General features: G+C 71.1%; 27 protein-coding genes. 14 read left to right on the forward strand and 13 right to left on the reverse strand.

Annotated features, from left to right (window positions below):
- Window positions 1-52: 52 nt before the first annotated feature.
- The 5 genes from trpA to QH270_RS30665 all read right to left on the reverse strand — a co-directional run bounded on the left by trpA (window position 53) and on the right by QH270_RS30665 (window position 5,380).
- Window positions 53-853: a tryptophan synthase subunit alpha gene (trpA, locus tag QH270_RS30645; RefSeq protein WP_280347817.1), complete on the reverse strand. Its 801-nt coding sequence runs from the start codon at window positions 851-853 to the stop codon at window positions 53-55.
- Window positions 850-2,109 carry a tryptophan synthase subunit beta gene (gene trpB / locus QH270_RS30650; protein WP_280347819.1) on the reverse strand — a complete coding sequence of 420 codons (1,260 nt, stop codon included), beginning with the start codon at window positions 2,107-2,109 and terminating at the stop codon, window positions 850-852. The genes trpA and trpB overlap by 4 nt, the downstream gene beginning before the upstream one ends.
- A complete protein-coding gene (gene trpC / locus QH270_RS30655; RefSeq protein WP_280347821.1) occupies window positions 2,106-2,927 on the reverse strand; it encodes an indole-3-glycerol phosphate synthase TrpC in 822 nt (273 codons plus the stop codon). The genes trpB and trpC overlap by 4 nt, the downstream gene beginning before the upstream one ends.
- A 172-nt stretch (window positions 2,928-3,099) precedes the next feature.
- Window positions 3,100-3,804: a TIGR02234 family membrane protein gene (locus QH270_RS30660; RefSeq protein ID WP_280347822.1), complete on the reverse strand. Its 705-nt coding sequence runs from the start codon at window positions 3,802-3,804 to the stop codon at window positions 3,100-3,102.
- A gap of 37 nt (window positions 3,805-3,841) precedes the next feature.
- Window positions 3,842-5,380, reverse strand: a complete 1,539-nt coding sequence (locus QH270_RS30665; protein WP_280347823.1) for an anthranilate synthase component I — start codon at window positions 5,378-5,380, stop codon at window positions 3,842-3,844.
- Window positions 5,381-5,514: 134 nt separating this feature from the next.
- Between QH270_RS30665 and QH270_RS30670 the strand changes: the two genes are divergently transcribed.
- From QH270_RS30670 to QH270_RS30685, 4 genes are all read left to right on the forward strand, one after another.
- On the forward strand, window positions 5,515-5,790 hold the full coding sequence (locus QH270_RS30670; RefSeq protein WP_280347825.1) for a hypothetical protein: 276 nt from the start codon (window positions 5,515-5,517) through the stop codon (window positions 5,788-5,790).
- A 108-nt stretch (window positions 5,791-5,898) separates the two neighbouring features.
- On the forward strand, window positions 5,899-6,369 hold the full coding sequence (locus QH270_RS30675; protein ID WP_233001747.1) for a peroxiredoxin: 471 nt from the start codon (window positions 5,899-5,901) through the stop codon (window positions 6,367-6,369).
- A gap of 70 nt (window positions 6,370-6,439) precedes the next feature.
- Entirely contained in the window at window positions 6,440-7,000 is a 561-nt protein-coding gene (locus QH270_RS30680) for a permease (protein ID WP_280347826.1), read from the forward strand.
- 201 nt (window positions 7,001-7,201) lie between these two features.
- Window positions 7,202-7,612: a MarR family winged helix-turn-helix transcriptional regulator gene (locus tag QH270_RS30685; RefSeq protein WP_280347872.1), complete on the forward strand. Its 411-nt coding sequence runs from the start codon at window positions 7,202-7,204 to the stop codon at window positions 7,610-7,612.
- On the opposite strand, the gene hisI is transcribed toward QH270_RS30685, so the two are convergent.
- Window positions 7,609-7,953 carry a phosphoribosyl-AMP cyclohydrolase gene (gene hisI / locus QH270_RS30690; RefSeq protein ID WP_110040397.1) on the reverse strand — a complete coding sequence of 115 codons (345 nt, stop codon included), beginning with the start codon at window positions 7,951-7,953 and terminating at the stop codon, window positions 7,609-7,611. The genes QH270_RS30685 and hisI overlap by 4 nt on opposite strands.
- Entirely contained in the window at window positions 7,950-9,251 is a 1,302-nt protein-coding gene (locus tag QH270_RS30695; RefSeq protein ID WP_280347828.1) for a PucR family transcriptional regulator, read from the reverse strand. Before QH270_RS30695 ends, hisI begins: the two co-directional genes overlap by 4 nt.
- Window positions 9,252-9,373: 122 nt before the next feature.
- Here QH270_RS30695 and QH270_RS30700 point away from each other — a divergent pair, with 122 nt between their 5' ends.
- The 7 genes from QH270_RS30700 (at window position 9,374) to QH270_RS30730 (ending at window position 16,087) form a co-directional block, all read left to right on the forward strand.
- A complete protein-coding gene (locus QH270_RS30700) occupies window positions 9,374-10,159 on the forward strand; it encodes an ABC transporter ATP-binding protein (RefSeq protein WP_280347830.1) in 786 nt (261 codons plus the stop codon).
- Window positions 10,156-10,908 (forward strand): ABC transporter ATP-binding protein, encoded by a 753-nt coding sequence (locus tag QH270_RS30705; protein WP_280347832.1) that lies wholly within the window; start codon window positions 10,156-10,158, stop codon window positions 10,906-10,908. Before QH270_RS30700 ends, QH270_RS30705 begins: the two co-directional genes overlap by 4 nt.
- A complete protein-coding gene (locus QH270_RS30710; RefSeq protein ID WP_280347834.1) occupies window positions 10,905-11,783 on the forward strand; it encodes a branched-chain amino acid ABC transporter permease in 879 nt (292 codons plus the stop codon). Before QH270_RS30705 ends, QH270_RS30710 begins: the two co-directional genes overlap by 4 nt.
- Complete coding sequence (locus QH270_RS30715) at window positions 11,780-12,826, forward strand: branched-chain amino acid ABC transporter permease (protein ID WP_280347836.1); 1,047 nt, start codon at window positions 11,780-11,782, stop codon at window positions 12,824-12,826. Before QH270_RS30710 ends, QH270_RS30715 begins: the two co-directional genes overlap by 4 nt.
- On the forward strand, window positions 12,816-14,066 hold the full coding sequence (locus QH270_RS30720) for an ABC transporter substrate-binding protein (RefSeq protein ID WP_280347838.1): 1,251 nt from the start codon (window positions 12,816-12,818) through the stop codon (window positions 14,064-14,066). Before QH270_RS30715 ends, QH270_RS30720 begins: the two co-directional genes overlap by 11 nt.
- A gap of 40 nt (window positions 14,067-14,106) precedes the next feature.
- Window positions 14,107-14,859, forward strand: a complete 753-nt coding sequence (locus tag QH270_RS30725; RefSeq protein ID WP_280221098.1) for a hypothetical protein — start codon at window positions 14,107-14,109, stop codon at window positions 14,857-14,859.
- Between the two features lie 85 nt (window positions 14,860-14,944).
- Window positions 14,945-16,087 carry an acyl-CoA dehydrogenase family protein gene (locus QH270_RS30730; protein WP_280347839.1) on the forward strand — a complete coding sequence of 381 codons (1,143 nt, stop codon included), beginning with the start codon at window positions 14,945-14,947 and terminating at the stop codon, window positions 16,085-16,087.
- Window positions 16,088-16,190: 103 nt separating this feature from the next.
- Here the strand turns inward: QH270_RS30730 and QH270_RS30735 are convergent, their stop codons facing one another.
- The gene (locus tag QH270_RS30735) at window positions 16,191-17,156 is read right to left on the reverse strand and encodes a hypothetical protein (protein WP_280347841.1); all 966 of its coding nucleotides are present in this window, start codon (window positions 17,154-17,156) and stop codon (window positions 16,191-16,193) included.
- Between the two features lie 117 nt (window positions 17,157-17,273).
- A complete protein-coding gene (locus QH270_RS30740; protein WP_280347843.1) occupies window positions 17,274-18,212 on the reverse strand; it encodes a TIGR03564 family F420-dependent LLM class oxidoreductase in 939 nt (312 codons plus the stop codon).
- 157 nt (window positions 18,213-18,369) lie between these two features.
- On the opposite strand from QH270_RS30740, the gene QH270_RS30745 reads away from it, so the two are divergent.
- Window positions 18,370-18,945 carry a hypothetical protein gene (locus QH270_RS30745; protein WP_280347845.1) on the forward strand — a complete coding sequence of 192 codons (576 nt, stop codon included), beginning with the start codon at window positions 18,370-18,372 and terminating at the stop codon, window positions 18,943-18,945.
- 6 nt (window positions 18,946-18,951) lie between these two features.
- Here the strand turns inward: QH270_RS30745 and hisF are convergent, their stop codons facing one another.
- From hisF to QH270_RS30765, 4 genes are all read right to left on the reverse strand, one after another.
- Window positions 18,952-19,755, reverse strand: a complete 804-nt coding sequence (gene hisF, locus QH270_RS30750; protein WP_280347847.1) for an imidazole glycerol phosphate synthase subunit HisF — start codon at window positions 19,753-19,755, stop codon at window positions 18,952-18,954.
- A 5-nt stretch (window positions 19,756-19,760) separates the two neighbouring features.
- A complete protein-coding gene (locus tag QH270_RS30755) occupies window positions 19,761-20,582 on the reverse strand; it encodes an inositol monophosphatase family protein (protein WP_280347849.1) in 822 nt (273 codons plus the stop codon).
- A gap of 8 nt (window positions 20,583-20,590) precedes the next feature.
- Window positions 20,591-21,322: a bifunctional 1-(5-phosphoribosyl)-5-((5-phosphoribosylamino)methylideneamino)imidazole-4-carboxamide isomerase/phosphoribosylanthranilate isomerase PriA gene (gene priA / locus QH270_RS30760; protein WP_110040385.1), complete on the reverse strand. Its 732-nt coding sequence runs from the start codon at window positions 21,320-21,322 to the stop codon at window positions 20,591-20,593.
- A gap of 77 nt (window positions 21,323-21,399) precedes the next feature.
- Window positions 21,400-22,002, reverse strand: coding sequence for a maleylpyruvate isomerase family mycothiol-dependent enzyme (locus QH270_RS30765; RefSeq protein WP_280347851.1), 603 nt, complete (start codon window positions 22,000-22,002; stop codon window positions 21,400-21,402).
- A gap of 211 nt (window positions 22,003-22,213) precedes the next feature.
- Here QH270_RS30765 and QH270_RS30770 point away from each other — a divergent pair, with 211 nt between their 5' ends.
- Window positions 22,214-23,455, forward strand: coding sequence for a DUF2786 domain-containing protein (locus QH270_RS30770; RefSeq protein ID WP_280347852.1), 1,242 nt, complete (start codon window positions 22,214-22,216; stop codon window positions 23,453-23,455).
- Between the two features lie 289 nt (window positions 23,456-23,744).
- Window positions 23,745-24,143, forward strand: coding sequence for a hypothetical protein (locus QH270_RS30775; protein ID WP_280347854.1), 399 nt, complete (start codon window positions 23,745-23,747; stop codon window positions 24,141-24,143).
- Window positions 24,144-24,456 lie beyond the last annotated feature (313 nt).

Below are 24,456 nucleotides of genomic sequence, written 5' to 3' on the forward strand. Positions count from 1 at the left end.
GTCCCCGCGCCCCCCCCCCCCGGGGGGCGGGGGGGCGGGCCCCGCGGCGCGACTAGGAGCGCACGGTCGCCGAGCGCACGCCTTCGGCGAGTTCCGAGGTCAGCGCGCGGACCGCGTCCAGGCCCTCGGCGGCGGCCGTGACCAGGGCCGAGCCGACGATCACGCCGTCGGCGTAGGCGGCGATCTCGGCGGCCTGGGCGCCCGAGCGCACGCCGAGGCCGACGCCGATCGGGATGTCGGAATGCGCGCGGATGCGGGCGCACAGCGCGGGGGCGGCCGAGGAGACCGCGTCACGCGCGCCGGTGACGCCCATGGTGGAGGCGGCGTAGATGAAACCGCGCGAGGCCTCGAGCGTCTTCACCAGGCGTTCCTCGGTGGAGGACGGCGCGACCAGGAAGATGCGGTCCAGGTTGTGCGTGGCGGAGGCGACGAACCAGTCGTCGGCCTCGTCGGGGATCAGGTTGGGCGTGATGATCCCGGCGCCACCGGCCGCGGCCAGGTCGCGGGCGAAGGTGTCGACGCCGTATTTGAGCACCGGGTTCCAGTAGCTCATCACGACGGCCTGCCCGCCGGCGGCGGTGATCGCCTCGACGACGGAGAACACGTCGCGCACCCGCACACCGCCGCGCAGCGCCTGCTCGGCGGCGGCCTGGATGGTGGGGCCGTCCATGACCGGATCGGAGTAGGCGACGCCGACCTCGATGATGTCGCACCCGGATTCGACCATGGTCCGGCACACCTCGATGGACCCGGCCAGGTCGGGGTAGCCCGCGGGCAGGTAGCCGATCAGGGCGGCCCTGCCCTCGCCACGCGCCGCCGCGAACGTGTTCGCGAGACGGGACTGCTGACTCACTGCGCGTTCTCCTCGGCGTCGTCGTCGAACAGGCCGAACCAGCGGCCCGCGGTGTCCATGTCCTTGTCGCCGCGACCGGACAGGTTGACCAGGATGATCGCGCCCTCGCCGAGCTCCTTGCCGAGCTTCAGCGCCCCGGCCACCGCGTGCGCGGACTCGATCGCCGGGATGATGCCCTCCGAACGCGACAACAGCAACAGCGCGTCCATGGCCTCGGTGTCGGTGATCGGCGCGTACTCGGCGCGGCCGATGTCCTTGAGGTGGGCGTGCTCGGGGCCGACGCCCGGGTAGTCGAGTCCGGCCGAGATCGAATGCGATTCGATGGTCTGGCCGTCCTCGTCCTGGAGCAGGTACGAGTAGGCGCCCTGGAACGCGCCGGGGGTGCCGCCGGTGAAGGTGGCCGCGTGCCGCCCGGTCTCGACGCCGTCGCCTGCCGCCTCGTAGCCGATCAGCCGGACACCGGCGTCGGGGATGAAGGCGTGGAAGATGCCGATGGCGTTGGACCCGCCGCCGACGCAGGCTACGACCGCCTCGGGCAGCCGACCCGCGCGCTCGATGATCTGCTCGCGCGCCTCGATCCCGATGATGCGCTGGAAATCGCGCACCATCAGCGGGAACGGGTGCGGGCCCGCGGCGGTGCCGAAGCAGTAGTAGGTGTCGTCGGCATGCGAGACCCAATCGCGCAGCGCCTCGTTGATGGCGTCCTTCAGGGTCTGCGAGCCGGTGGTCACCGAGACGACCTCGGCGCCGAGCAGCCGCATCCTGGCCACGTTCAGCGCCTGGCGGGCGGTGTCGACGGCGCCCATGTAGATGACGCAGTCCAGGCCGAGCAGTGCGCACGCCGTCGCGGTGGCCACACCGTGCTGACCGGCGCCGGTCTCGGCGATGACGCGGGTCTTGCCCATCCGCTTGGCCAGCAGCGCCTGCCCGAGCACATTGTTGATCTTGTGCGAGCCGGTGTGGTTGAGGTCCTCGCGCTTGAGGAAGATCCGCGCGCCACCGGCGTGTTCGGCCAGGTTGCGGCATTCGAACACCGGCGACGGACGGCCGGTGTAGTCGCGCTGGAGCCGGTCGAGTTCGTCGAGGAAGCCGTGATCGCTCCGGACCTTGTCGTACTCGGCGGTGACCTCCTCGATCACCGCCATCAGCGCCTCGGGGACGTGCCGTCCGCCGTAGACGCCGAAGTGGCCGCCCGCGTCGGGCTCGTAGTCGCTGTGCTGGGCGACGCCGGCGCTGGCCTGGGGCAGCGCGCTCACCGGATGCTCCGCCGGGCCGGCTTCGGGCAGGACGGGTGGGTACCGGCGGTCACCAGCTCCGACACCGCGGCACGCGGGTTTCCGCTGGTCACCAGGCCCTCGCCGACGAGCACCGCGTCGGCACCCGCGCCGGCGTAGGCCAGCAGGTCGGCGGTGCCGCGGATGCCGGACTCGGCCACCCGGATGACCTCCGAGGGCAGGCCGGGGGCGATCCGGGCGAACACGTCGCGGTCCACTTCCAGGGTCTTGAGGTTGCGCGCGTTGACACCGATCACCGAGGCGCCCGCTTCCAGGGCGCGGTCGGCCTCTTCCTCGGTGTGTACTTCCACGAGAGCGGTCATGCCCAGTGATTCGGTGCGGTCGATCAGCGAGGACAGCACGTCCTGTTCGAGCGCCGCCACGATCAGCAGGATCACGTCGGCGCCGTGCGCGCGGGCCTCGTGGATCTGGTACGGGCCGACGACGAAGTCCTTGCGCAGGACCGGGATGTTCACGGCCGCGCGGACCGCGTCGAGGTCGTCGAGCGAGCCGCCGAAGCGACGGCCCTCGGTGAGCACGCTGATGATGCGGGCGCCACCGTCTTCGTAGGCCTTGGCCAGGACGGCGGGGTCCGGGATGTCGGCCAGCGCGCCCTTGGAGGGGCTGGCACGCTTCACCTCGGCGATGACACCGATCCCGTCCTCGTGCAACGCGGCGGCCGCGTTGAGCGGAGCCGGGGCGGCGGCCGCCGCGGCTTTGATCGCCTGAAAATCGAGGAGGGCTTCGCGAGCGGCAACATCCGCCCGAACCCCGTCGAGAATCGAGTCGAGTACCGTCATCTGGCTCGAATCCTTTCTGGGGAGACGAACTTCTCACCTGAGAGTCCCCTCAGGCGCTGTCTCACCGATGCTGGACAAGAATAAATGGCCGCCGCCCGTGTCACTGCGGCGGGGGTGCCGGGGGTCACTGCCGCCCGGCGGGCCGGGGTCACCACGGTGGAGCTGCGGCGGGTCACGGCGTGCGGCCCGGCGACGCGCCGTCGTCGTCGGGTCCCTCGGCGGTGTCGGTCGGGTCGGTGCCCGCGTCGAGCGCGTCCCACAGCACCCGGTCCGACAGCGGCGCGGCGGTCCCGGTCTCGTCGCGCCGTTTGCTCACCTGCGCGCTGGCGTCGGCACGGCGGAACACCGGGTTGTCGTACTTGCCGGACAGCTGACTGCTCTCCCCCGGCCTGCGGGTCAGCAGGACACCGGCGACCAGCGCGAGTCCGGCCGCCACGATCGACAGGATCGCGGGCGCCAGGTGGACATCGGCGCCGCTGACGACCGCGCGCACCGGCAGCTCGGCCAGCGTGCCCGCCCGCTCCTCGGTCCGGCCCGCCCCGGCGGCCAGCGCGAAGCCGGGCACCGCGGCGACGGCGGCGATCACCGCGATCACCACGCCGAGCAACTGGCGCAGGGCGCCCTTCACCGCGAACACCGCCGCGATCGCCGCGACCAGCACGAGCGCGAGCGGGGTGAGCGCGCCGAACCAGGTGGCGCCGTCGAGATCGTCGGTGCGCGGTTCGGTGAGGCCGTCGGCGGAGTGCACGGTCACCCAGGTCATCCTGGACGACACCCACAGGCCCGCGGCGGCGAGCGCCAGCAGCGCCACCGGGACGACCGGCTTGGGGGCGCGAGCGGGCACGGCGGCCGGTACCGGGGCGGGTTCCTCGCTCATGCCGCGACCTCCCGGAGGACGCGCGCCGGGGCCGGACTCATGCGCCGCCGCCCTCGTAGGTCCGCAGGGTCTGCGCGGCGGCGATCGCCTTGAGCACGGCCATGGCCTTGTTGCGGGCCTCGGTGTCCTCGTAGACGGGATCGGAGTCGGCGACCACGCCGGCACCGGCCTGGACGTAGGCGGTGCCGTCCTTGAGCAGCGCGGTGCGGATCGCGATGGCGGTATCGGCGTCGCCGGCGAAGTCGAGGTAGCCGACGACACCGCCGTAGATCCCGCGCCGGGTCGGTTCCAGCTCCTCGATGAGTTCCATCGCCCGCACCTTGGGCGCGCCGGACAGGGTGCCTGCCGGGAAGCAGGCCTGCACGGCGTCGAGCGCGATCTTGCCCTCGGCGAGCTGACCGGACACCGTGGACACCAGGTGCATCACGTGGCTGTAGCGCTCGACGTGGCGGTACTGGGTCACCCGGACCGTGCCGGGGCGGCACACCCGGCCCAGATCGTTGCGCCCGAGGTCGACGAGCATGAGGTGCTCGGCGTTCTCCTTCTCGTCGGCCAGCAGGTCCTTCTCGAGCAGGATGTCGTCCTCGGCGCTCGTCCCGCGCCAGCGGGTGCCGGCGATCGGGTGCGTCGTGGCGACCCCGTCCTTCACGGTGACGAGCGATTCCGGGCTGGAGCCGACGATCGAGAACGCTGTGCCACCGTCGCCGTCGGGAATGTGCATGAGGTACATGTACGGGCTCGGGTTCGAGGCGCGCAGCATCCGGTAGACCGCCAGCGGCGAACCGCTGTAGTCCATCTCGAAGCGCTGCGAGAGCACCACCTGGAAAGCCTCGCCCGCCTCGATCTCCTTGATCAGCCTGCGCACGCCCGCGCCGAATTCCTCGGTGGTGCGGCGGCGCAGGAACTCCGGCTCCGGCTGGTCGAACACCGACACGGTCGAGGGCGCCGGGGCGGCCAGCGCGGCGGTCATCCGGTCCAGGCGGGCGACGGCGTCGTCGTAGGCGGCGTCGGCGTTCTCGTCGGTGCCGTTCCAGTTCACCGCGTTGGCGATGAGGGTGATCGCGCCCTCGTGGTGGTCGAACGCGGCCAGGTCGGTGGCCAGCATGAGCACCAGTTCCGGCAGCGCCAGATCGTCGTCGGCGAGCTCGGGCAGGCGTTCGATGCGGCGCACCGCGTCGTAGCCGAGATAGCCGACCAGGCCGCCGGTCAGCGGCGGCAGGCCGGGCAGGCGCTCGGTGCGCAGGAGCTCGAGGGTCTCGTGCAGCGCGCGCAGCGGATCGCCGCCGGACGGGGCGTCGGCGGGCACCGCGCCCAGCCAGGCCGCCTCGCCGTCGACGACGGTGAGCGCCGACGGGCTGCCCGCGCCGATGAACGACCAGCGCGACCACGATCGCCCGTTCTCGGCGGACTCGAACAGGAAGGTGCCCGGCCGGTCGTCGGCCAGCTTCCGGTAGGCCGAGAGCGGAGTCTCGGAGTCCGCCAAGACCTTTCGGGTCACCGGGACCACCCGGTGTTCGGCGGCGAGCAGCCGGAACTGGTCGCGGGTCGTGGTGGTTGGTGTCGACGCGCCCTGCATTTCCCCATCATCCCAGGCGCGGCGCGGCGCCCGTGCGCTGGCCCGACCCCCGCGCCGCGACGGGCGGTGATCGATATCACTACACTCGCGCGCGTTCCATGTCGCATGCGGTAATCCCCTTTCCGAGAGGAGCAATGTTGTACCCCTCGCACCAGGGCGCACAGGACGGCCGGATGGTCGCCCCGTCGCAGCAGCACTACGGTCCCGGTCAAATGTCCGCGGCGAACGCGTTGACGTCCTTCGTCACCTACGCCAAGGCCATGGAGGACCTGGACGAGAAGCGTTTCCCGGTGGAATACGCCGGGCACCGCGACCGCATCCGGGAGCTCGAGCCGATGTTGCGCGTGCACGGCATCCTCGACGTGATGGAGATCCGCAACCCCGAGATCGCGGCGCTGCTGCAGCGCTAGCCCGGCGCGGTCCGTCGGGGGCGGCACCGGGCACGACCGAACAGATCCCCGTTCGCGGGCGGACGGGGATCTTTCGTCGGACCGGCACGGTCACTAGGGTTGGCGACTATGCAGCCAGGCCAGCGCGCTCCCCAGTTCGCGCTCCCCGACCAGTCCGCCCAGCTCCGCACGCTCGACAGCTTGCTCGCCGACGGACCCCTCGTGTTGTTCTTCTATCCCGCCGCGAACACCCCCGTGTGCACGGCCGAGGCCTGCCATTTCCGTGATCTGAGCGCCGAATTCGCCGCGGTGGGCGCCTCGTGCGCCGGCATCAGCACCGACAGTGCCGAGGTGCAGGCCGGGTTCGCCGCCAAGCAGCGGCTCGAGTACCCGGTGCTGTCCGACGCCGACGGCACGGTGGCCGCGGCGTTCGGTGTCAAGCGCGGGCTGCTCGGCAAGCTCGCCCCGGTCAAGCGGCACACCTTCGTCATCGACACCGACGGCACCATCCTGAAGATCGTCACCGGCGAGCTGCGCGCCGCCGTGCACGCCGACGAGGCACTGGCCTTCCTGCGCGAGCGCGCGAACGCCACCGAATAGCCACCGCCCGCGAAAAACGCCGGGCGCCGGATCGGCGCCCGGCGGCGTACCCGCCTCTACCCTTGGGGACATGACAACCGGCGAGGTGCAGTCGAACGGTCAGAAATCCACGGCCGTCGTGTGGCGGAATCGGGCGATCATCACGGTCGCCACGGCGATCGTGCTGGTGATCGCCTATTTCATTCTCGCGTCGTTCATTCCGCGCTGGTGGGCCCAGCGCATCGGCTCGATGGTGCACGGCAGCTTCTCCTCCGGCATCTGGTGGGGCCTGGTCTACGGACTGGTCTTCACCCTGGTCCCGCTGCTGTTGCTGTTGCTGGCTGTTCGCATGTGGAAACGCAAGGGCGGCAAGTTCATCGCGGGCGCCGCGGTCGTCATCGCCCTGGTGGGCGCGATCCCCAATCTCATGACGCTGACCATCGTGCTGGGCGGCAACAACGCCGCGCACGCCGGTCAGCGCATTCTCGACGTCGACGCGCCCGCCTTCCGCGGCGCCTGCCTCGTCGGCGCCCTCGTGGCCGGGCTGATCTTCCTCGCGGTGCTCGCGCTGATGGGCAAGCGCGGCCTCAACCGACGCAAGGCCGCCAAGGCGGTCCAGGTTCCCGAGCCGCCGATCACCCCCGCCGAGTAGCCGCGATAGTTCTCCCCGCCGCGTTGTGAGTGACCTCACGACCGCGGTCAACTCGGGGACGGCACAGCGACGTCGTGGCAAACTCGATCCGGTGCGCGCCCCAGTACACCAGCCCTGTCGTCCGCCCATGAGGCAGTGCCGGTGAGCACTCAGTGGCTCGACCCCGTCGAACAGCGCGCATGGCAGGCGATCGTCGCGCTCATGGCCAGGATCCCCGGCGCCCTCGACACCCGGCTGCAACGCGAGTCGGGGCTGACCCACTTCGAGTTCCGGGTCCTCAGCCTGCTCTCCGAGGAGCCGGGCCATCGCCTGCAACTGAGTGATCTCGCCCACAAAGCAAACGCGTCGCTATCGCGACTCTCCCATGTGGTGTCCAAACTGGAGCGACTCGGCTGGGCGCGTCGCGACACCACCGCGGGCAGGCGCGGCGTCAACGCGGTACTCACCGACGAAGGATTCGAGAAGGTGCTCGCGGCCGCACCGGGCTATGTCGACGCGGTGCGCAGGCTGGTCCTCGACGCGCTCGACCCCGAACAGATCGCGCAGCTGGCCGACCTCGGGGAAACGGTGTCGACGCGGCTGAACGCCGTGCTCGCCGAAGAGAGCTGCTAGTCCGCGGCCAGCAGCACGTCGGTGTCGAAGCAGGTGTGCGTGCCGGTGTGACAGGCCGCGCCCTCCTGGTCGACGATCAGCAGGACGGTATCTCCGTCGCAGTCCAGCCGCACCTCGTGCACGTACTGGGTGTGGCCCGAGGTCTCCCCCTTGACCCAGTACTGCTGACGCGACCGCGAATAGTAGGTGCCCCTGCGGGTTTCGAGCGTCCGGGCCAGCGCCTCGTCGTCCATCCAGGCCATCATCAGCACGTCGCCGGTCGACTTCTCCTGCGCGACGGCGGCGACCAGACCCGCCTCGTTGCGCTTGAGACGTGCGGCGATGGCGGGATCCAGACTCATGCGTCGTTTATAACAGCCGCGCCCGGCCGACCGGACTGCCCGGTCTGCAGTTCGATCGCCACCAGCAGCTCGACCAGATCGTTCACGCTGCGCACATTGCGGCCGGTGAGTTCCTGGATGCGCCCGATCCGGTACTTGGCGGTGTTGAGATGGATGCGCAGGGTGTCGGCCGCTTCGCGCAGGTTCATGTCGGCGGCGGCGAAGGCGCGGATGGTCTCCGCGAGCGAGCCGCCGCGGGCGCGGTCGTCGGCCAGCGCGGCGCCCACGCGCGGGTCGACGAGCTGACGGGTGGTGTCGTCGGCGCGCAGCAGCAGGTAGCGGAACGGGGTGAGCTGCGGCAGCGCGAGCACGCCGCCGTCCTCGGGCAGCAGCGCGAGCGCGGCCTGGGCCTGGCGATAGGCGCGCGGGATCTGGGCGACCTCGGTGACCGCGGTGCTCACGCCGATGGCCAGCGCGATCCCCTCGGCGGCCAGCTCCGCGCGCATCGCGCGCAACCGCTCGCACAGCTGCTCGGCCGACCCGTCGCGGCCCAGTGCGGGAATCGCCACGATCTCGCCGCCACGCACGACCGACAGTGTGCGCAATCCGTTGACGCCGACCCGCGCGGCCGCCGCCGACACCAGACGCGCTGTGTCGCCCTGGGTTTCGCCCGGCTCGAGGACGACGGCGGTGACGACGAGCAGCGGCGTGGTGCGGTCGGCACCGATACCGTGCGCGGTGGCCACCGACAGGTGCGGCCCGCCCGTGGGCAGGGTGCCGTCGAGCAGCGCGTCCATCAGCGCTTGGCCGTCCCGGCCCGACTCGGCCGCCACGTACTGCTGGAATTCCAGATAGGCGTCGGTGGCCTGGTTGCTGATCAGATCGGTGTAGCGGGCCAGCGGGCCCGCCAGTGACAACACCGCTTCCCGCCCTGCCTCGCTGTCGCCCGCGTGGGCGAGCAGCGACTTCCAGATGGCGCGCTGGCCGAGGCGGAACGCGGCGATGTAGTCGACCAGCGGCAGTCCCGACCTGGCGCGCCGGGCGGCGGCCTGCCTCGCGTAGGTGACATCGGCGGGGGTGACGCGCTTGCGTTCGAGCAGGGCACCGAGGCCGGTGCGGCTCAGCCGGGCCAGCTGGTCGTGGACGTCGGCGAGGAAGCCGGGATCGTCGGTGCCGTAGCCGGGCAGCTCCTCCCGGATCTTGGCCATCACGTCGTCGGCGATGTCGTCGGCGTGGGCGTAGGCGCAGCCGACGATCCGGACACGCTCGGCCTGCACCGATCCCGGCGGCACGGCGAGCGACTGTGATCCAGCTGACATATCCGGGAAGTGTGCATGTCCGGTTTGCCGGTGTCAACCTGTCGGCGGCGCGCCCGGCACCGCCATGTCCGCCGTGGACGAGATCGGCGGCGAAACTTGGTCCGCTGCGTCCGATGTGGCCCATGAACTGCGAACTTAATGTCGACGCCATGCTCGAGATAACCAACCTGACGGTGCGCTTCGGCGGCATCACCGCCCTGCGGGAGGTCGGGTTCACGGTGGCTGCCGGCGAGATGGTCGGCCTGATCGGCCCGAACGGCGCAGGCAAGACCACCCTGTTCAACGGCCTCACCCGGCGCCACCGCCCGACCTCGGGCACGCTGCGGTTCCGCGACGCCGATCTGTCCACGGTGCGCCCCGACGCGCTGGCCGGGCTCGGTATCGCCCGCACCTTCCAGAACCTGGGCCTGTTCCCCCGGATGTCGGTGCGCGACAACGTCCTCGTCGGCGCGCACCACCGGGCCGGGGCGGGGTTCCTCTCGGCGGGCCTGCGCGCGCCGAGGGTCCGGCGCGAGGAACGCGCGCTGCGCGCCGAGGCCGACGAGTTGCTCGCCCGGCTGGACCTGGCCGCCGTCGCCGACCATCCGGCGGCGGGGCTGCCCTTCGGCACGCTGAAACGGATCGAACTGGCCAGGGCACTCGCGGTGCGGCCGCGGCTGCTCCTGCTCGACGAGCCGGTGAACGGCCTCAGCCACGGCGAGGTCGACGAGTTCGCCGAACTGCTGCGTGGACTGCGGGCCGACCTCGACCTGACCGTGGTGGTCGTCGAACATCACATGGGCTTCGTCATGGGCACCTGCGACCGGGTGGTGTGTCTGGAGTTCGGCGCGGTCATCGCCGAGGGCGAACCCGAAGCGGTGCAGCGAAATCCGGCGGTCATCCGCGCCTACCTGGGGGCCGCGGCGTGAGCGATCAGCGGCCGGCGGCGGCAGTGACGGATTTCCTGACGGTGACCGACCTGCACGCCGGCTACGGCGCGGCGAAGGTCCTGCACGGTGTGAGCTTCGGGGTCGCCGAGGGCGAGGTGTGCGCGATCCTCGGCCCCAACGGCGCGGGCAAGACGACGCTGCTGCGCGCGCTGTGCGGCATGGTCAAGGTCCGCGGCACGCTGCGGCTGGGCGAGACCGAGGTGACCGGCCGCGCGCCGGAGGCCATGGCCCGGCTCGGCGTGGCCCACGTGCCGGAAGGGCGCGGCACCTTCGCGCCGCTGTCGGTCGAGGAGAACCTGCGGCTCGGCGCCTACACCCGCCGTGATCGCCCGGCCGTCGAAGCCGACCTGCGCCGTGTCTACGACTACTTCCCGATCCTGCGCGACAAACGGCGCGACCCGGCGGGCGGGTTGTCCGGCGGCCAGCAGCAGATGCTCGCGATCGGCCGGGCGCTGCTGCTGCGGCCGCGGGTGCTGCTGCTCGACGAACCCTCGCTGGGGTTGTCGCCGCTGGTGACCCAGGAGCTGTTCGGGATCGTGCACACCATCAACGAAGAGGAACGCACCACTGTGATCGTCGTCGAACAGAACGCGCACCTGGCGCTGGGCATCGCCCACCAGGCGCATGTGCTCGAGACCGGGCGGATCGTGTTGTCGGGCACCGCGGCACAGATCCGGGCCGACGAGCAGGTCACCCGGTCCTATCTCGGAATCCGGGTGCGGCCGTGACCGAATTCGTCCAGCAGCTCGTCGAGGGAATCTCGGCGGGCGCGATCTACGCCGGGCTGGCCCTGGCACTGGTCCTGATCTACCGCTTCACCGGGATCGTCAATTTCGCCCAGGGCGAGCTGGCCATGTTCTCGGCGTTCCTGGCCTGGCAGCTGAGCCAGACGATGCCGTTCTGGGTGGCGCTGCCGCTCACCCTGGCGCTGTCCTTCGGCGCGGGCATGCTCATCGAACGGGTGATCATCCGCCCGGTCGAGGGCGCGCCGGAGATCACCCTGGTGATCGTGACGGTCGGCCTGTTCTTCACCGTCAACGCGGTGGCGGGCTGGATCTGGTCGTACCAGGTGAAGTCGTTCCCGAATCCGTTCCCGGAGGGCGCTTTCCGCGGCGGCGGCGTGAGCGTCGGCTACGGCAGCCTCGGGATTCTCGCCGTCGTCGGCGTGGTGATGGGCCTGCTGTATCTGCTGTTCCGCTACACCGGGATCGGCCTGGCCATGCGGGCGGTGGCCTGCAATCCGGCCTCGGCCCGGCTGGTCGGCATTCGGGTGGGCACGGTGCTCGCGCTCGGCTGGGGTCTGGCCGCGCTGGTCGGCGCGGTCTCGGGCGTGCTGTCGGCACCGCTGCTGTTCCTCGAACCCAACATGATGGGCGGAGTTCTGCTCTACGCCTTCGCCGCGGCCACCCTCGGCGGGTTCGACTCGCCCGGGGGCGCGGTGGCGGGCGGTCTGATCGTCGGCGTCGCCGAAACTCTCACCGGCGCGTATGTCGAAGCGATCGGCACCGAACTCAAGATCGGTGTGCCGCTGGTGATCATCCTGGGCGTGCTGCTGGTGCGCCCGCAAGGTCTGTTCGGACACGCGGCGGTGGAGCGGGTATGAGCGAGTTGAACACAGTCCCGACCACGGCACCCTCGGCCGCGCCACCGGCGAAGGCGGTCGTTCGCGGCGTCAACCGATGGCGGTGGACCACGATCGCCACGGCGGCCGTGGTGCTGGTGGCCTGCGCCGCGCCGTTCCAGCTGGTGCCCTTCCACACCTTCCAGCTGGCCATGGCCATGATCTACGCGGTCACCCTGCTCGGGCTGAACCTGCTGGTCGGCCACACCGGGCAGATCTCCCTCGGCCACGGCGCGTTCTTCGCGGTCGGCGCGTACACGGCGGCCGTCGCGATGCACCACTGGGACGCACCGTATTTCGCGACGCTCCCGATCGCCGCGGCGGTGACCTTCGTCCTCGGGTTCGCGCTCGGCATCCCGGCGCTGCGGCTGCGCGGGCTCTACCTCGCGCTGGTCACCTTGGCGATCGCGATCTTCCTCGTCCCGCTGCTCAAGCGCTTCGACGGGCTGACCGGCGGCTCGATGGGCATCACCGTCACCAAGCCCCAGCCGCCGGCGTGGACCGGACTGGCCGAGGACCAGTGGCTGTACTTCCTGGCACTGGCCGTCACCATCGCGAGCTTCGCGCTGGTCGCCGGCATGCTGCGGTCGCGGGTCGGGCGCGCGCTGCACGCGGTGCGCGACAACGAGATCGCGGCCGAGGTGCTCGGGGTGAACCTGGCCCACTACAAAACCCTGGCCTTCGCCTGGAGCGCGCTGCTCGCCGGGGTGGCCGGGTGTGTCTACACCTGGGTGATCGCCTTCGTCTCGCCGGACTCGTTCGCGCTGACGCTGTCGGTGACGCTGCTGGCCGGGCTCGTCGTCGGGGGGCTCGGCACCACCTGGGGACCGCTGCTCGGCGGACTGTTCGTGCTGTTCGTTCCGAGCTTCGCCCAGGACGTCAATCAGGCGGCGCCCGGCGTCATCTTCGGACTGCTGATCATCGCGGTCATGTACCTCGCGCCCACGGGTCTGGCCGGGCTGGCCGGCCGCCTGACGCGACAGCTCGGACCTCTGGTTCGGAAAGGGAAATCACATGCGCACTAAGGCGTTCCACGCCCTCGGCCTGGCGGCGGCACTGCTCGCGACGCTCACCGCGTGCGGCGGCCGCGGCGCCGACACCGGCACCGTCGGCTCGGGCGACTGCCGGGGGCAGCAGACAACCGGCATCACCGACACCGCCATCAAGCTGGGCGGGGTGTACCCGCTGTCGGGCCCGGCCTCGGCCTACGGTGAGGTACCCAAGGGCATCAAGGCCTACTTCGACTACATCAACGCCGAACAGGGCGGCATCAACGGACGCAAGGTCGAGTACCTGGTGCGCGACGACAGCTACCAGCCGCCCAAGACCGTCGAGGAGACCCGCCGCCTGGTCGAGCAGGACCAGGTGTTCGCGATCTTCCAGACCCTGGGCACGGCGACCTCATCGGCCGTCGTCGACTACCTCGACCAGCGGCAGGTGCCGCAGGTGTTCGTCGCCACCGGCGCCACGAAATTCGGCACCGACACCGAACATCCGTGGACCATCGGCTGGCAGCCCAGCTACCACACCGAGGCGAGCGCCTACGCCGAGTACATCGAGAAGCAGCGCCCGAACGCCACGGTGGCCGTGCTCTACCAGAACGACGATTTCGGCAAGGATCTGCTGGGCGCCTTCACCGAGGGCATCGCGGGCAGCGGGGTGAAGGTCGTCGCGCAGCAGAGCTTCGAGGTCACCGATCCCACCGTCGACCCGCAGGTCCGCAATCTGGCCAACTCCAAAGCCGATGTGCTGCTGAACTTCTCGACCCCGAAATTCGCCTCGCAGGCACTGGCCGCCGATGTGCGCAACACCGAGTGGAATCCGCTGCACGTGGTGACCCAGGTGTCGAACACGATGGCCACCCTGCGGCCGGTCGGCCTGGAGAACGTGCGCGGCGCGGTGACCGCGGCCTTCCTCAAGGACGCGGCCGACCCGCGCTGGGCAGGCGACGCGGGCATGCAGACCTACCGCGCGAAGCTGGCGCAGTACGGGCAGGGCGCCGACCCGGAGAACCAGCACACGATGGGCGGCTGGGCCATGGCCGAGAGCTTCCACAAGACGATGGCCGCCGCGAAGTGCCCCACCAGGGAGGGCCTGCGCGAGGCGATGCGCTCCCTCGACGACGTCTCGGCGGGCCTGCTGCTGCCCGGAATCACCATGAAAACCGGTGCGGGCGACGGCTTCCCGCTCGAATCGGTCGGCATCCAGACCTTCACGGGCACCCACTGGTCGCTCACCGAAGGCCTGTTCAGCGCCGGCGAATAGTTCCCCCGAAGTACACACCACCGATCGATGAGGATCACCGATGAAGATGTCCACCACGCTCGCGACCGCCGCACTGACGGCCCTTGCCCTCGGTGTCAGCACCGGCACCGGCCACGCCGAACCGGCGCCCGCGCAGACCGAAGTGCACTACGAGGTCAGCAGGCAGGGCGATGCCGCCGTCGTCACCACCGGTGACGGCAAGCTGACCGTCGTCGACGGCCAGCTGGTGCTCACCACCGCCGCCGACGTGCCGGTCGCGGCGCTGCCGCTGTCGTATCGCCTCGACGACAAGCTGTTTCCGATCGCGGCGACCGTCGAGGGCGGCAAGGCGACACTGACGCCCGCCCGCGAGGGCGGCACCCCGGTGGCGGCCGCGACCGACCTGATCAGCGCGGACGCGGCGGCGAAGCAGATCGCCGAGTCGTTCACCCCGCGTGACCAGACCGCGCTCGGCGTGCTCAGCCAGCGGCTGGGCATCGGCAGCGCGGTGGCCGCGATCGTCGGCGCCGTGGTGGGCGGCGGGGTCGGCTGCCTGGTCGGCGGCGCGGCGGGCGCGGCGATCGCCAGCCCGGTGATCGCGCTGCTGGTGCCGTGGGTCGGCGCGACCGTCGCCGGCTGCGTGCTCGGCGCGGCCACCCTCGGCGCGGTCGGCACCATGGTCGGGCTGATCACCGTCGGCGGGCCGCTGGCGCTGTTCTCGGCCTACCAGTACTTCTCGACGATCCTCGCGCCCTGCCCGGCAGAGCTCGGCGCCTACTGCAAGGATCCCGCGGTCCCGGCGCCCGCGAAGTAGTCCGGCCCCACCGCATCTCGCCGTCCCGCCCGCACCACCGGGCGGGACGGCTCGTGGCCGTCCGTCGGCCGGTTAGGAGTTCGTCATGCGCAGAACAGTGTTCGACGCCGGGCACGACGCGTTCCGGGCGCGCATCCGCGCCTTCATCGACGCCGAGGTCGTGCCCAGCTTCGGCAAGTGGTACGACGACGGCCTGGTGCCGCGCGAATTCTATTACCGGCTGGGCGAACTCGGCGTCTTCGGGATCGAGGCACCGGTCGCCTTCGGCGGGGCCGGCCAGTCCTCATTCGGGTATCGGGCGGTCCTGGCCGAGGAGATCGCCAGGGCCGCCGTGTCGTTCGGCGGGTCGAGCGCGCACGTCACCCGGTGTCTGCCGCTGGTGCGGACGCTGGCCACCGCGGCGCAGCAGCAGCGCTGGTGGCCCGGGATCATCACCGGCGAGACCATGTTCGCGCTCGCCGTCGCCGAGCCCGGCGCCGGGTCCGAACCCGCCGACATGCGGACCACCGCGCCGCTGGGCACCGACGGCGTGTACGTGGTGAACGGGTCGAAGACCTTCGTCACCGGTGGTGTGCACGCCGATCGTGTCATCGTGTGCGCGCGGACGGCGGCGCCGCGGGCCGACGACCCGTCCTACGGGCTCTCGCTGCTGGTGGTCGACACCGCCGCGCCCGGCTTTCGCGTCGGTCGTCAGCTGGACACACTCGGCCGCAAGGTCAGCGACACCGCCGAACTCACCTTCACCGATGTGCGGGTCCCGGTCACCGAGGTACTCGGCGCCCCGCACCGCGCGGTCGCGCACCTGGCCGCGCAGCTCCCGCGCGAACGGCTCGGTATCGCCGTCAGCGCCTATGCCCAGGCCAAGGCGGCGATCCGGTTCGCCCGCCTGCACACCACCGAACGCGGTGCCCGGCCCGGTTTCCAGAACACCCGGTTCGAGCTCGCCGCGTGCCGCGCCGAGGTCGACGCCGTCGAAGCGGTCGTCGACCGGGCCCTCACCGCCCACGACGCGGGCGAACTCGACCCCGCCCACGCCGCGTCGGCGAAACTGTTCGCGACCGAGACCGCGGGCCGCGTCATCGACCGCTGTCTCCAGCTCCACGGCGGCACCGGCTATCTCACCGACTCCCCCATCGCGCGCCTCTACGCCGACCACCGCATCGACCGCATCCTCGGCGGCACGGGCGACGCCCTGCGCGCGCTCATCGCCACCGACATGGGCCTGTAGTCGGCGGCTCGCACACGGCCGAGCGCGACGAATCGCCGTCCCGGCGCGGTTCACGAGAACCCGCTGGAACATCCCCGCGGTGCCACGCGCCGGACTGTGTTCTTCAGGAGGGCGGGTCGAACACTCTCGTCAGCTGCCCGTCGACGTGGTGCAGTTCGACGGGGCGTCCTTCGGCGTCGTTCTTCGCCGCGGCCCCGCTGAATGTCACGGCGGCGACGCGGGTTCCGCGATCGCAGTCCGGCGATTCCATCCTGACGTGCACGTCGTCTTCGGCGCGCTGGACCGAGGTGACGAGCTTGCGAGAGCCGCGGAGCAGCTCGGCCGCGCCGGCCATCGCCACGGGATTGTCCGGCGACATCGTCGTCGTCATCCTGCCGTCGGCGAGGGTCACCGTCACTTCCACGGGGCCGACCGGGGCGGGTTTCACCTTCGTATCCGGGCGGTACCTGGCCTCGACGGTGCCCGCGTAGACCGCCGTGCCGTCGGCGTCGACCCAGTCAGACATCGTGAGCCCGCACTCCGGGTGCTCCGACACCCAACCGATCGGCCCCTGCCGCTCGCCGTGCGAGGTGATCAGCGGCCCTACCGCGGCCGCCGTCACGAGCAGGGCGACCGCGGGAGTCCAGAGCCGGTAGTCGCGGCCGGGCCACCGGCGCACGAGAACTGCCGCCAGCGCGGCGAGGCACGCGACAGCGGTGCAGACCAGGCTCACGTCGAGGTATCCGGGCAGCCGCGGCCGATGGTCGACGAGGAACGTCAACGTCACGACGAGTTGGGTGTACAGACTCAGCGTCAGCCCGGCGACGACGAGCGCCCAGGATTCGACCCGGTTCCGCACCACCAGGACGCCGACGCCGAGCAGGCCGGGAGCGAGTACCACGAACAAGGGGCCGTAGACGTAGAACACCGCGCCGAACAGGTCGTTCGTGCTCAGTTCGAACGCCGGATCCGGCGTCGACCACAGTCCGAGCGCCACCACGACCCAGCCCGCGACCAGAAACGCGTAGCCGACCCATTCGGCGGTGCGCGCGACGCGTGTCGGTGCCCCGTCCACGACGGTGGTGGTCATCCGGTCGCCGTCGCGCCGTGCGGACGCCACTGCACAGCTGGCATGGCCCGAACGATACCGCCCGCATCGGCGGTAGGCGACGCCGAACAGCGCTGCTGCCCAAGGCCGGACGCCACCTCAGCCGGCGCGCTGGAGTTCGCCGAGCAGGGCCCAGGTGCGCCGCTGGTCTTCCGGAGTGGTGAGGTCGGTCTGCGAGAAGACGACGTCGGTGGCGCCCGCGGCGAAGTAGTCGGCCACCCGGGCGGCCACGGTTTCCTCGTCACCGAGCACCACGAGATCGGCGGCGCGTTCGACGCCGGACAGCGCGATCACCCGCTGATAGGACGGAATGGTGTCGTAGAAGGCGGTAGTCGCCTCGGCGGCGGCGCGGGCGGCGGTCAGGTCCGAGGTGACGACGCCGGGGACGAGGGCGACCACGCGCGGCCGCGGCCTGCCCGCGCTCCGCGCCGCGGCGTTCAGTGGCTCGACGATGTGCTCGGCGAGCGCGTCCGGCCCCACCAGGAAGGGCAGGGTGCCGTCGGCCAGCTCGCCCGTGGCCCGCAGCGCGTGCGGGCCCATCGCCGCGACCAGCACCGGCACCGTGGGCCGCGCCCCCGCGACCGCGGCGGGCATCGGGGTCGCGGCGGTGAGGGTTTCGCCGTGGAAGTCGACCGCACCGGTGTCGAGAACCGAGCGCAGGGCGGTGAGGAATTCGCGCAGCCGGGTCGCGGGCCGACCGAACGTTCCGCCGAACGCGCGCTCGGACAGCTCGCGCGCGCCGAGCCCGAGCCCGAGTGTGAACCGCCCGCCGGTGGCCGCCTGCGCGGTCTGCGCCTGACTCGCCACCAGCAGCGGGTGCCTGCCCGGCACCGGCACGACCGACGTCCCGACCTCGATCCCCGGCACCTCGCGCCCGACGATCGCCGCCACCAGCAGCGCGTCGTGCGAGAACGTCTGCCCGAGCCACACCGAGCCCGATCCCGCCTCGGCGGCCACCCTGGCCTGCGCGACCGCCGCGTCCACGGCATTGCCGGACTGATCGAGAGCGAAGGGGGACAACGCGATTCCGATACTCATATCCGTGACAACGCCGGCCACACCGGATCCCTTCGCGCTCGGCGCACCGTGATTCCATTCGTCACGGATCCACACCCGTCGTCGCGTCACCTGCCGCGACCCGCCCGCACGGCGTTGTCTACCATCGGTCGGGCAATTTCATATCAAGGGGGGATTCATGAATCCACAGCAACCGTTCCAGCAATCGGTACAGTTGGGATACCAGCAGCAACAAGGCTTTTCGCCGCAAGGGGCGCCGATCGAGGCCACCTACACCTGTGACGGTGACACCGCCCGGCGCCTGAATCGTGGCGCGGCACTGATCACCTGGCGACTGCCCGCCAAGTGGGGATTCTTGCTGGCGCTTCCCGCGTTCCTGCTCGCTCGCGGCACGATTTCGATCCTGTCCGACGGCGGGACGGCGGTGATCAGCGAGATGGCTGGTGCCTTCTTCCTCGTGGTCGCCTTCGAACTGGTCGTGGTCACCGTCGTCACCGGGGTCCAGCTGGTGCGGGTGAATCCGAAGTTCACCGCCATCGCGGGACCGGGCCATCGGATGAGTGCGCGCTACACCGACGACACGATGCACCTGTGGCAGACCAGCGGCCAGGTCAGTAATCGGTACGCCGACATCAAGCGCGTCATCACCCAGGGTGACGTGGTCTTCGTGCAGCCGAGGGGAACCCAGGGTTTCGTGCTGCCGCGCGAGGTGGTGCCCGACGCCGCGCTCACGCGCCTGCGTGGCGCGGCCTGACAATGCTCAGCGGACGGTGATGCCGTCCGCGCGCATGGCCGACTTCACCTGGCCGATGGTGAGATCGCCGAAGTGGAAGACGCTGGCGGCCAGGACCGCGTCGGCGCCGGCGTGCACGGCGGGCGGGAAGTGCTCGACGGCACCCGCGCCGCCGCTGGCGATCACCGGGACCGTGACCGCGGCGCGGACGGCGGCGATCATCGGCAGGTCGAACCCGGCCTTGGTGCCGTCGGCGTCCATCGAGTTGAGCAGGATCTCGCCGACGCCGAGTTCGGCGCCGCGGATGGCCCATTCGACCGCGTCGATGCCGGTGCCCCGCTTACCGCCGTGGGTGGTGACCTCCCAGCCGGACGGTGTGTCGGGCTGCCCGTCGGGCACGGTGCGCGCGTCGACCGAGAGCACGATGCACTGCGAACCGAACCGCTGCGACATCTCCGAGAGCACCTCGGGGCGGGCGATGGCCGCGGTGTTCACCGACACCTTGTCCGCACCCGCGCGCAGCAGCCGGTCGACGTCGGAGACGGTGCGCACGCCGCCGCCGACGGTGAGCGGGATGAAGATCTGCTCGGCCGTGCGGGTCACCACGTCGAGCATGGTGCCGCGGTCGCCGGTCGAAGCGGTGACGTCGAGGAAGGTCAGCTCGTCGGCGCCCTGGGCGTCGTAGGTGGCGGCGAGTTCGACCGGGTCGCCCGCGTCGCGCAGGTTCTGGAAGTTGACGCCCTTGACCACGCGGCCCGCGTCGACATCGAGGCACGGGATCACGCGGACGGCCAGGGTGCTCGGCGCCGCGGTGTCGGTGCGCGCTGTCATCGTGTTCATCCTCGTTCTTCGTCGCTGACCGTCAGGATCATGTCCAGGAGTTCTTCGTGCACGCCGGGCGCCGCCGCCAGCACCGAGCCGGAGGTGATCGTCCACGGCGCGCCTGCCAGGTCGGTCACCACCCCGCCCGCGGCCCGCACCAGCGCGACCCCGGCGGCGTTGTCCCAGGGATGGTGGCCGAACACGACCGCGCCACCGAGCGTGCCGGAGGCGGTGAACGCCAGGTCGATGCCGGTGGCGCCGTGCATGCGCACCCGCGAGGACAGCCTGCTCAGCGCGCCGAGCAGGTCGAACCGGAACTGGCCGGGGATGCGGCCGGCCGAGTCGACGTTGAACGCGCCGAAGCCGATCATCGCGTCGCCCAGCTTGCCCGGCCGCAGCGGCGGCAGGACCGCGCCGTCCAGGCGCACCGGCCCACCGGCCACCGCGGCATAGCGACGGCCGAGCAGCGGCAGCCAGGTCAGCCCGATCACCGGTTCGCCCTCATGCACGAGCGCGAGCAGCGTGCCCGACATCGGGTGACCGGAGGAGTAGTTGAAGGTGCCGTCGATCGGGTCGAGCACCCAGGCCGTGCCGGAGGTGAGGGTGGGACCACCGAACTCCTCGCCGTGCACCGCGATGCCGGTGCGCTGGTGCAGTTCGGCGGAGATGGTGCGTTCGAGTTCGAGGTCGAGTTCGGTGGCGAAGTCGTTGCGGCCCTTGGTGACCGCGCTCGGCGCGCCGATGCCCTCGACGAAGCGGGGGACGATCCCGTCCAGGACCTGGGTGGCGATGGCCAGCAGGTCGGTCAGCTCGGCGGTGCTCGGTGCGGCGGTCATCGTGGGCGTCAGCGCACCGCGGCCAGTGCCTCGGGCAGGGTGAACCGGCCCGCGTACAGCGCCTTGCCGATGATCGCGCCCTCCACGCCGTCCTCGGCCAGGCCGGCGATCGCGACGAGGTCGTCGAGCACCGAGATCCCGCCGGAGGCGACCACCGGGGCCTCGGCGGCATTGGCCACCTGGCTCAGCAGGTCGAGATTGGGGCCGGTCAGGGTGCCGTCCTTGGAGACGTCGGTGACGACGTAGCGCGCGCAACCGTCGCGTTCGAGGCGCTCGAGCACCTCCCACAGGTCGCCGCCGTCGGTCACCCAGCCGCGGCCGCGCAGGCGCCATTCGCCGTCGATCTGCTTGACGTCGAGGCCGACCGCGACCCGGTCGCCGTATTCGCCGAGTACGCGGGCACACCACTGCGGGTCCTCGATCGCCGCGGTGCCGATGTTCACGCGCGCGCAGCCGGTGGCCAGGGCCGCCTTCAGCGAGTCGTCGTCGCGGATACCGCCGGACAGTTCGACCTTCACGTCGAGTTCGCCGATCACCTGGGCGATCAGTTCGCGGTTGCTGCCCTTGCCGAACGCGGCGTCCAGGTCCACCAGGTGCACCCATTCGGCGCCTGCCTGCTGCCAGGCCAGCGCGGCATCGCGCGGCGACCCGTATCCGGTTTCGCTACCGGCCTCCCCCTGCACGAGGCGCACGGCCTCCCCATTGGCGACATCGACCGCGGGCAACAGCACAAGACTCACGTGATCAGACTAGTGGGTCTGGAGTCCTGGTCCACGCACCGGTCCACGCCGCTGAGCGCTGTGTCACTCCCGCGCGGTCAGCTGGAGCGGCGGCGCAGTTCGGGGACTCCACCGCCGGTGAGCTCGTCGAGCACGACGGTGCGGCCGACGACGGCCAGCGCGATGGCCTCACCCGGACCACGGACCTCCGGCCCGTCGCCCCACGCCCAGTCGACATCGGTGGCGATGAAGCGCAATCCCCTGGTGCGTCTGCCCGGGAAGGCGAACGGGTCGGGGTAGGACAGGACGGCGGTGAGCCGGTCGGCCGGAATGGCGCGCGGCCGGTTCAGTGGGCGGCGGATGTCCTGCTGATGCACCAGCAGGTCCGACAGCATCAACCGGGGCGAGAAGCGCGACAGCCGCCCCGCGTCGTGTTCGAACATGTGCACCAGCTGCGCGGTCGGCAGGTGCGCGAACGAGGCGGCGAGCGCGTTGTTGATGCGATCCACCGAGCCGCGATTGCGCATCGCCGCGGCCGCGTAATCGAGGGGGCTGAGCGTGTCGGTCAGCAGGTGGCCCACCACATCGCGCACCCGCCAGCCCGCGCACAGCGACGGCGTCTCCCATTCCTCGTCGGTCAGTCCCCGGAGTAGTTCCGTCAGTTCCGCGCGTTCCTGGGCCAGCATCCCCCGATAGCTCATACCGAGCACTGTAAGCCCGATCGGCCGCGCCGAACACTGTTCTCGACTGGATTCCCTTGCCCGGGAATCGAATCCGCTGGGACTCGCGGCGATCGGCGCACCGGGCGCCGGCAGCGATCGCGGAGTCGCGACAATGAGAGCCGACCGCGGCCGAGCGGCCGTGCCGGGCCGCGCCCGTGGTCGGCCCCCGATCGAGAGGACACCGGGACAGGTGGGCAAACAGAATCGGCGACGCCGCACCGGGCGCCGGGCCGCCCCGAATCCCGCGCTCGTTCTCGACGCCGAGGCGCTGGCCGATCCGGTGCGGGTCGCCGCGGGCCTGGCCACCGCGGCGGCGCAGGACGACGCCGCCGGGGTACGGCTCTTCGTCGCACAGCTGACCGACCACGGTCCGCTGAGCCCGACGGTCACCGAGGCAGTCACCCTCGCGAGCCGCCGCCTGCTCGCCCACACCGTCGACAACGGCTGGCTCCCGGCTGACATCCACCAGGCGGCCCGCCGGCGTCTCGACACCTTCGCCCGCACCTACCTGACCGAGCTGATGGCCGAGCACGGTGCCGGATGCACCGCCGACGCGGCCGACGAGACCTGGCAGGCGCAACTCGACGAGCTCGGCGCCACGGTCTGGTGGACGGGTGCGCACCTGCCCGCCTGGGCCGACCGCGCCTTGCTGACCGCCGACGAGGCCCTGACCTCGGTCATCCAGGCGCTGTCGCTGCTGTTGCGGTTGCCGCGGCTCGCGCCGATCCGCCCGCTGCCCGGCACGACCCGACGCGTCGCCCACCCGTCGCGGCACGTCGACGAGAAGACGCTCGGCCGGGTCCGCGGGCTGCTCGCGAAGGCCGAGTCCACCGCCTATCCGGCGGAGGCCGAGACCCTGTCGGCCAAGGCGCAGGAGCTGATGACCAAGTACGCGATCGACCGCGTCCTCCTCGACGCCGAGGACACCGATCTCCCCAGGGCCCGCCGCATCTGGCTGGACACTCCCTACACCGAGGCCAAGGCGCTGCTCATCGATCGGGTGGCGCGCGCCAACCGGTGCCGGGCGATCTTCGTCGCCGACTGGGATTTCGTCACCGTCGTCGGTGACGAGCCCGATCTCGACGCCGTCGAACTCCTCGCGACCTCCCTGCTCGTCCAGGCCACCCGGACGATGATCGACACCGCCTCCGGGAGCGAGGAGTCGGGGACGAGGGCCTACCGCAAGGCTTTCCTCACCGCCTACGCCACCCGCGTCGGCGACCGCCTCACCACCGCGGCCGCCGCCACCGTCGCCGAATCCCCTTCGCCTACAACCCTGCTCCCCCTGCTCGCCACCCACGACCAGCGCGTGGAGCAGGCCTTCACCTCCTACTTCCCCAGCACCCGCACCCGCGGCATCACCCTGCGCAGCGCCGAGGGCTGGGACGCGGGCACCGAGGCCGCCGACCGCGCCCGCCTCGATCACGGCTGATCCGTCCGCACGCGATAACGCGTGCCGATGAATTGCCGGTCCGCCATATTTCGATTGCCGAATATGCGCCGCCATTGATGTGATCCGCGATACAACTCGCCTACCTGCGGAAACATCCCGTTATCCAAGAATTAACAGTGATTATCGCCATGCTCTCAGGATTAGCCGAGATGTCGCCGCATCGATTAATTTTCGTGCTGTCGATCGGCACAGAGGTTCTCACCGAGTGCATCGCCACCTCGCACCGAAGCGTTACCAGCCTGTGATTCGCAGGCCGAAAGGAATTCTCATGACTCGCAAGACCCTCGCCGTCGCCGCCGCCCTCGCCGTCACCGTGCTCGGCCCGGCCGCCGCCGCGAACGCCTTCACCGGTTCGGCGGCCGCCGCCACCGGTTCCGCTGCCCTGGGCGCCGCGGGCTCGGCCGCCGCCGGAGCCGCTGGTGCCGGCACTGCCGGTGCCACCGGCTCGGCCGCCGCTCCCGCGCTGGCCACCGGCTCGGCCGGCCTCGGCGCGCTCGGTACCGGCTCGGCCGGCCTCGGCACCCTCGGCACCGGCTCGGCCGCCGCCCTGGCGGGCCTGGAACTGCTCGACACCGGCAGCTCGGCCTTCGAAGGCCTCACCAGCGGTGGCCTCAACATCATCGATTCCCTTCTCGGCGCGCGCGAACTCAGCACGCCCACCGAGTGATTCGAGAGCGCTGAATTCCCCGACCATCCCCTCAGGTCGGCTCGAATGCGGTGACGCCCCGGACAGGCGTCACCGCATTCTTTCGTCCACGAATGGACAAATGTCGTTGTTGAAATTTGCCGAGTGAATTGCGGTGAATTTGCGAGAATCAGGCGTTCGCGGCGACCAAGGATGCATCAGCGGATCGGAACGCCATGTAGCGCCCGTTCCGTCGCCCGCGGCGCCGAATTCTTCCCACGGACCGGGACAAGACACTTGCCCCGCGGTCCCGGCGCGACTGGGCTGTGAGCCTCGAACAGCCGTTGCCGCGGCC

The sequence above is a fragment of the Nocardia neocaledoniensis genome (assembly GCF_029868625.1).
GTDB lineage: Bacteria > Actinomycetota > Actinomycetes > Mycobacteriales > Mycobacteriaceae > Nocardia > Nocardia neocaledoniensis_A.

Coding starts and splice junctions, on each gene's coding strand:
- trpC (WP_280347821.1), bottom strand. CDS start 2,927: ATGACGGTACTCGACTCGATTCTCGACGGGGTTCGGGCGGATGTTGCC.
- QH270_RS30660 (WP_280347822.1), bottom strand. CDS start 3,804: ATGAGCGAGGAACCCGCCCCGGTACCGGCCGCCGTGCCCGCTCGCGCC.
- QH270_RS30665 (WP_280347823.1), bottom strand. CDS start 5,380: ATGCAGGGCGCGTCGACACCAACCACCACGACCCGCGACCAGTTCCGG.
- QH270_RS30670 (WP_280347825.1), top strand. CDS start 5,515: ATGTTGTACCCCTCGCACCAGGGCGCACAGGACGGCCGGATGGTCGCC.
- QH270_RS30675 (WP_233001747.1), top strand. CDS start 5,899: ATGCAGCCAGGCCAGCGCGCTCCCCAGTTCGCGCTCCCCGACCAGTCC.
- QH270_RS30680 (WP_280347826.1), top strand. CDS start 6,440: ATGACAACCGGCGAGGTGCAGTCGAACGGTCAGAAATCCACGGCCGTC.
- QH270_RS30685 (WP_280347872.1), top strand. CDS start 7,202: ATGGCCAGGATCCCCGGCGCCCTCGACACCCGGCTGCAACGCGAGTCG.
- hisI (WP_110040397.1), bottom strand. CDS start 7,953: ATGAGTCTGGATCCCGCCATCGCCGCACGTCTCAAGCGCAACGAGGCG.
- QH270_RS30695 (WP_280347828.1), bottom strand. CDS start 9,251: ATGTCAGCTGGATCACAGTCGCTCGCCGTGCCGCCGGGATCGGTGCAG.
- QH270_RS30700 (WP_280347830.1), top strand. CDS start 9,374: ATGAACTGCGAACTTAATGTCGACGCCATGCTCGAGATAACCAACCTG.
- QH270_RS30715 (WP_280347836.1), top strand. CDS start 11,780: ATGAGCGAGTTGAACACAGTCCCGACCACGGCACCCTCGGCCGCGCCA.
- QH270_RS30720 (WP_280347838.1), top strand. CDS start 12,816: ATGCGCACTAAGGCGTTCCACGCCCTCGGCCTGGCGGCGGCACTGCTC.
- QH270_RS30725 (WP_280221098.1), top strand. CDS start 14,107: ATGAAGATGTCCACCACGCTCGCGACCGCCGCACTGACGGCCCTTGCC.
- QH270_RS30730 (WP_280347839.1), top strand. CDS start 14,945: ATGCGCAGAACAGTGTTCGACGCCGGGCACGACGCGTTCCGGGCGCGC.
- QH270_RS30735 (WP_280347841.1), bottom strand. CDS start 17,156: ATGACCACCACCGTCGTGGACGGGGCACCGACACGCGTCGCGCGCACC.
- QH270_RS30740 (WP_280347843.1), bottom strand. CDS start 18,212: ATGAGTATCGGAATCGCGTTGTCCCCCTTCGCTCTCGATCAGTCCGGC.
- QH270_RS30745 (WP_280347845.1), top strand. CDS start 18,370: ATGAATCCACAGCAACCGTTCCAGCAATCGGTACAGTTGGGATACCAG.
- hisF (WP_280347847.1), bottom strand. CDS start 19,755: ATGACAGCGCGCACCGACACCGCGGCGCCGAGCACCCTGGCCGTCCGC.
- QH270_RS30755 (WP_280347849.1), bottom strand. CDS start 20,582: ATGACCGCCGCACCGAGCACCGCCGAGCTGACCGACCTGCTGGCCATC.
- QH270_RS30765 (WP_280347851.1), bottom strand. CDS start 22,002: ATGAGCTATCGGGGGATGCTGGCCCAGGAACGCGCGGAACTGACGGAA.
- QH270_RS30775 (WP_280347854.1), top strand. CDS start 23,745: ATGACTCGCAAGACCCTCGCCGTCGCCGCCGCCCTCGCCGTCACCGTG.